Consider the following 6,255-nt stretch of genomic DNA (forward strand, 5'->3'; position numbering starts at 1 on the left):
GCTGTGACGCCCTCGCTTACTCGGCGGGCGCCGGTTCTTCGGTCGGCGCCATCTCTTCCATCGTCGCGGGCTCGGCAACCTCGGCGGGCTCGGCCACCGTCTCGGCCGCCGGCTCCGCCACCGCTTCGCTGGATTCGGCAGGCGTCGCCGTATCGGCCGAGGCGGCCGGCTCTTCCGTTGCCGGGGCGGCCGTAGCGGCGTCGGCGGTCGGCTCGGTCGTGCCCGGCAGCATGTCGCCGCTGGCATCCACCGGAACCGTCGGCGCTTCCTGGCCGGCAATGTGCAGTTCGACGCGGCGGTTCAATGCACGCCCGGCTTCCGAGCCGTTGTCGGCCACCGGCTGGCCTTCGCCCATGCCCTTGGCCGTCAGCTGGTCGCCCGGGACACCCTGCTTGATCAGGTAGTCGCGGACGGTGTCGGCTCGCAGCTGCGACAACATCTCGTTGTACGAATCCGAGCCCTTGCTGTCGGTGTGGCCCTCCAGCGACATCGGCACCGACGTGAAGTGTTTGATCTTCAGCGCCACCTCATCGAGGATCTTCAGCGAATCCGGCGTCAGCGTGGCCTTGTCGAAGTCGAAGTTGACGCCGGTGAGCGTGATCACCTGAGCCAGGCCGCAGCCGATACCGTCGACCGGCATGCCCGTCGGCGTCTCGGGGCATTTGTCGAACTGGTCAGGAACGCCGTCACCGTCGCTGTCGGCCATCGTTTCGACCTTGACCACTTCGGTCGATTCGGCCACCGGGGCCGGCGGCAGCACGCGCGGCTGCTCGTAGGGTGATAGCGGCAGCTCGAGGCCAACGCTGTAGCGGATGTCGTTCTGGCCGCCCTGGAAGTCGTCGTAGATGTAGCGGGCTTCGGCGCGGAAGCGGAAGCCGTAGGTGCCCAGCGGTCGTGTCACCAGGCCCAGGCCGGCGTTGGCGAAGAAATCGAACTTGTCGTCGTCGTCCGGGATGCCGTCGTTATAGTTGCCGCCGATGCCCAGCAATGCGAACGGCGTGAACGTGCGCCGTTCGTTCAGTGCATAAACCAGATCGAGGCCGCCGCCGGAGCGGTAGTGATCGGGAACGTCGTTCTTGTTCGTTTCCAAGTTCTGCGTAAACAGCTGTGCTTCCCAGAACCAGTTGCCGTGGCCGAACTGGCGGCCATACAGCAGGCCGATGCCGGTGCCGTCGGTCGGCACGCGCTGCTTGTCGAGGTCCAGATAGCTACCCAAAACGCCGACGTAGCTCAGCTTGGGCTGATCGGCTTGGCTGCCGTCGGCGCCTTCGTCCTGCGCGATGACCGGTTGTGCGGCCAGGGTGGCAAAAACGGCAGCGGCTGCGGCCGCGACGTTGCGGCGTGCAAATTTCATCTCGACACTCCCTTCTTTTGGCGAATTTGTTCTGTGGCCGGCGGCCATGCGGCAGCGCACCCGGACATCCTGTGGCAGGAAGCTTAAGCCAAAGTTGAAGCCGCTTGCCGTCGAATGGATGACATAACCGGACCGACGGCAAGCGGTTCATCCGGTTTTTTTATCGATGCCCCCTTGAATCGCCTAACGACGTACCCAAGAATTAGCAGCCTCCAGGGGAGAGTGCTAACAGTCGTGGACGCCGGTACGCCGTGCCCGACCGACTGCCAGCGCAAACTGGAGCCTGGGAATCGAAACAACACAAGATTTAGGAGCGTTCTATGAGTCTGCGTCCCCTGCACGATCGCGTGATCGTCAAGCGTCTGGAAGAAGAAAAGAAGTCCGCCGGCGGCATCCTGATCCCGGACTCCGCGGCCGAGAAGCCCCTCCGCGCCGAAGTGATCGCTGTCGGCCCGGGCAAGCGCACTGACGACGGCAAGCTGCAGGAGCCGGGCGTCAAGAAGGGCGACGTCGTGCTGATCGGCAAGTACTCCGGCACCGAAGTGAAGATCGACGGCCAGGATCTGGTCGTGCTGCGCGAAGACGACATCATGGCGGTCTTCGCCTAAGTCGGACGCGTCTCGTAACAACCCCTATTTAGCTTCAGGAGTTATCAACATGGCAGCAAAAGACGTCAAGTTCGGCGATGACGCGCGTTCGCGCATGGTCGCTGGTGTCAACATCCTGGCCAATGCCGTCAAGGTCACGCTGGGTCCGAAGGGCCGCAACGTCGTCCTCGACAAGAGCTTCGGCGCCCCGACCGTGACCAAGGACGGCGTGTCCGTGGCCAAGGAAATCGAGCTGAAGGACAAGTTCGAGAACATGGGCGCGCAGCTGGTCAAGGAAGTCGCTTCCAAGACCTCCGACCTGGCCGGCGACGGCACCACCACCGCCACCGTGCTGGCGCAGGCGATCGTCAATGAAGGCCTGAAGTCGGTCGCCGCCGGCGTCGACCCGATGGACATCAAGCGCGGCATCGACAAGGCCGTCGAGGCCGTCACCGCCGAGCTGAAGAAAGTCTCCGTGCCGTGCAAGGACCGCAAGGCCATTGCCCAGGTTGGCACCGTGTCGGCCAACGCTGACGAGGCGATCGGCAACATCATCGCCGACGCGATGGACAAGGTCGGCAAGGAAGGCGTGATCACCGTTGAAGAAGGCAAGGGCCTGGACAACGAGCTGGACGTCGTCGAAGGCATGCAGTTCGACCGCGGCTACCTCAGCCCGTACTTCATCAACAACAGCCAGAGCCAGACCGTCGAACTGGACAGCCCGCTGATCCTGATCACCGAGAAGAAGATCAGCAACATCCGCGATCTGCTGCCGGTGCTCGAAGGCGTTGCCAAGCAGGGCCGTCCGCTGCTGATCATCGCCGAAGACGTCGAAGGCGAAGCGCTGGCCACGCTCGTGGTCAACAATCTGCGTGGCATCCTGAAGGTCGCTGCCGTCAAGGCGCCGGGCTTCGGCGATCGTCGCAAGGAAATGCTGAAGGACATCGCGACGCTGACCGGCGGTACGGTCATCGCCGAAGAAGTCGGCCTGAGCCTCGAGAAGGCCACGCTGACCGACCTGGGCCAGGCCAAGAAGATCCAGATCGACAAGGAAAACACCACCATCGTCGACGGTGCTGGCGAGAAGACCAAGATCGAAGCGCGCGTCGCCGAGATCCGCAAGCAGGTCGAAGCCTCGACCAGCGACTACGACCGCGAGAAGCTGCAGGAGCGTCTGGCCAAGCTGGCCGGTGGCGTTGCAGTGATCAAGGTCGGCGCCGCCACCGAAGTCGAGATGAAGGAAAAGAAGGCTCGCGTCGAAGACGCGCTGCACGCCACCCGTGCGGCCGTTGAAGAAGGCATCGTCCCCGGCGGCGGTGTGGCGCTGGTGCGTGCGTCGAAGTTCCTCGACACGTTCAAGGTTGCCAACTCCGATCAGCAGATCGGCGTCAACATCCTGCGCCGTGCGATCCAGGAGCCGATGCGCCAGATCGTCAAGAACTCCGGCGACGAGCCGAGCGTCGTGCTCGCCAAGGTGCTGGAAGGCACGGGCGCCTACGGCTACAACGCCAGCAACGGCACGTACGGCGACATGATCGAGCTGGGCATCATCGACCCGACCAAGGTCACGCGTCTGGCGCTGCAGAACTCGGCCTCGGTTGCGGGCCTGCTGCTGACGACCGAAGCGATGATTGCCGAATCGCCGAAGAAGGACGAGCCGATGGGCGGCATGCCCCCGGGCGGCGGCATGGGTGGTATGGGCGGCATGGGCGACTTCTAAGTCGACCCGACACCGCTTCAAGCTGTCAGATCGGGGCGTCTTCGGGCGCCCCGATTTTTTTGTGTCTGCAATACGGCCCAGGAGACGTAGCAATGCGTCGCCGGAGGTCCGACGTAGTGCGGACGCGGAACCGCGTATCGGTTCGAGCGCGTGCCGGTCGATCCACGCGGTTCAAAAAGCCGGTCAGCCGAGTGTCGTTGTCGACGCCATCTTCAGATTCTCGGCGATGTGGGCATCAGGCCTTCGCTTGCGCATGTCGCCGGCTCTGGCCAAAGGCGGACGTCGGGACGGTCACCCACCGTTGATCCGTCTGAATCGACCGTCTGCGACTCAGCCGGTCCACCGGCCGTGATCGCGGCCGTTAAGCCGACTGCCACCGTTGGCAGTGCCTTTCGCTTCGAGCAGGCGGCACCCGCGGTGCGCCATCACCCCGAACCAGTGGGTTCGGGGCGGCACAAACCGTGGTCCATCCGCGATGAACCTGAACATCGAAGAAGCGTTCCGCACTGATCTGAGCGAGAGCCGCCAGCGGCTCCATTCGATCGATGCCTTCTTCGATGTGAATACCCCGGCGGCCGCCCGGCCTGCCTCCGGCGCTGCGCTCAGCGCCGACTCTGGCGCCGCGAACGACAGACCGGTTCGGTATCCGATATCCGTTCCGTTCGATCACGCCGATATCCCCGTTCTCCGCCCTGACGGCGACACCGCCGTTGGCCTTTGCTTCAGGCCTTGGCACATCGACGCTCAACCCGGGCGTGGCAGTCGACCTCACCCCTAGAACGAGTTTCACAAAGAGAGATCATGCTCATGAACGTTTTGTTCAAACCTGCACACGCTGTCCTTGGACGAGCATCCTTGTCGGCCAAGGTCGGCATCATCAGCCTGTTGTTGATCGCCAGCCTTGTGCTGTCCGTTCTGGTCAGTGCGCCGGCTGCCGCCGGTGCGACCTTGCTCGCGCTGTATCTGCTGGCGGCAACCGGCAGCGAACTGACCAGCGGCATGCGGTCGGTCCAAGCGGCCGCCAAGCGCCTAGCGGCTGGTGACTACGACGCTCCTGTCGATGCGACGGTCGTCGGTGACGCGGCCGAACTGCTGGCGGCGCTCGACGGCATGCGAAGCTCGCTGAAGGAACACATTGGGGAGTCGTCCCGCTTCGTGTCCGAGGCCGCTCGCATCCGCCAGGGCCTGGATGTGGTCGAGACCAACGTCATGGTGGCCGATGCCGACCTGAACATCGTCTACGTGAATCGATCGATCCTGAAGATGCTCAAGGCGGCCGAGGACGAGATCCGGAAGGATATTCCGGCATTCAACGCCGATCGGCTGATCGGACAGAACATCGATCTTTTTCACAAGAATCCGGCGCATCAGCGTCGCCTGCTGGCCGAACTCGATCGCCAGTACACGACCCGCCTGAACATCGGCAATCGCTCATTCTCGCTGGTTCTGAACCCCATCAAGCAGTCCGGCGGCCACTTGGGCACCGTCGTCGAGTGGAAGGACATTACCAAGCAGTTGGTTCAGGACGCCCTCAACGCCGACTATCACGGCCAGTTGACGGCCATCAGCCGGTCGCAGGCGGTTATCGAGTTGTCCATGGATGGCCATGTGCTGACGGCCAACGACAACTTTCTGAAGATGATGGGCTACTCGCTCGATGAGATCCGAGGCAAGCACCACCGCATGTTCGTCGACCCCGTCGAGGCGGCCGGGTCGGAGTACCAGGAGATGTGGCAAAAGCTGGGTCGCGGCGAGCATGTCGCCAAACAGTACCGTCGGATCACCAAGGACGGTCGCGATGTCTGGATGCAGGCCAGTTACAACACGATCCTGGATGTCGACGGCAAGCCGGTCAAAGTCGTCAAGTTCGGTCAGGACATTACCGAGCAGATGCGCGAAAGCCTAGCGCTGATCGCCGCCGTTAAAGAAGTCGACGTGGTCGTGGCAAAAGCGCGTCAAGGCGATATGACGCAGCGGATCGCCGAGGATGACAAGAACGGCGCGATACGCACGCTGGTAGAAGGTATCAACCAGGTGCTCGCCAGCAACGACGGTGTGCTGACCGATATTCGCACCACCCTGGATGCTATTGGTGAAGGCAAGCTCGAGACTCGTGCCCGCGCCGAGCTACACCAGGGTGGATTCCGCACGATGATCCACAGCATCAACGAGTCGCTTGATGCCGTCATCAAGCCACTGAATGTCGCCGCTCACTATGTCGACCGCATTTCCAAGGGCGATATCCCGCCGAAGATTACCGATAGCTACAAGGGTGACTTCAATACGATCAAGAGCAACCTGAACACCTGTGTCGATGTGGTCAATGCACTGGTCGCTGATGCGGACATGTTGGCCAAAGCCGCCGTCGAAGGCCGTCTGTCGACCCGTGCCGATGCATCCAAGCACGAAGGCGACTTCCGCAAGATCGTCCAGGGCGTCAACGACACGCTGGATGCCGTCATCGGCCCGCTGAATGTTGCGGCGAACTACGTCGACCGGATCTCCAAGGGCGACATCCCGCCGGCGATCACCGAAAGCTACAACGGTGACTTCAACACGATCAAGAACAACCTGAATCGGGCCATCGACGCCGT

At 62.8% G+C, this 6,255-nt stretch carries 5 protein-coding genes; 4 read left to right on the plus strand and 1 reads right to left on the minus strand.

Going from position 1 to position 6,255, the window contains the following annotated elements; translation table 11 throughout:
- Positions 1–16: 16 nt before the first annotated feature.
- A complete protein-coding gene (locus BUB09_RS14995; protein ID WP_072898845.1) occupies positions 17–1,354 on the minus strand; it encodes an OmpA family protein in 1,338 nt (445 codons plus the stop codon).
- Between the two features lie 320 nt (positions 1,355–1,674).
- On the opposite strand from BUB09_RS14995, the gene BUB09_RS15000 reads away from it, so the two are divergent.
- From BUB09_RS15000 to BUB09_RS17250, 4 genes are all read left to right on the plus strand, one after another.
- Positions 1,675–1,962 carry a co-chaperone GroES gene (locus BUB09_RS15000; protein ID WP_072898847.1) on the plus strand — a complete coding sequence of 96 codons (288 nt, stop codon included), beginning with the start codon at positions 1,675–1,677 and terminating at the stop codon, positions 1,960–1,962.
- A gap of 49 nt (positions 1,963–2,011) precedes the next feature.
- Positions 2,012–3,661, plus strand: coding sequence for a chaperonin GroEL (gene groL / locus BUB09_RS15005; protein WP_072898849.1), 1,650 nt, complete (start codon positions 2,012–2,014; stop codon positions 3,659–3,661).
- Positions 3,662–4,136: 475 nt separating this feature from the next.
- On the plus strand, positions 4,137–4,439 hold the full coding sequence (locus tag BUB09_RS15010; RefSeq protein ID WP_072898851.1) for a hypothetical protein: 303 nt from the start codon (positions 4,137–4,139) through the stop codon (positions 4,437–4,439).
- Between the two features lie 77 nt (positions 4,440–4,516).
- Positions 4,517–6,255, plus strand: a 1,739-nt coding sequence (locus tag BUB09_RS17250; RefSeq protein ID WP_175550219.1) for a PAS domain-containing protein, incomplete at its 3' end; no start/stop codon positions are given.

This window comes from Hydrocarboniphaga daqingensis (assembly GCF_900129825.1).
GTDB lineage: Bacteria > Pseudomonadota > Gammaproteobacteria > Nevskiales > Nevskiaceae > Hydrocarboniphaga > Hydrocarboniphaga daqingensis.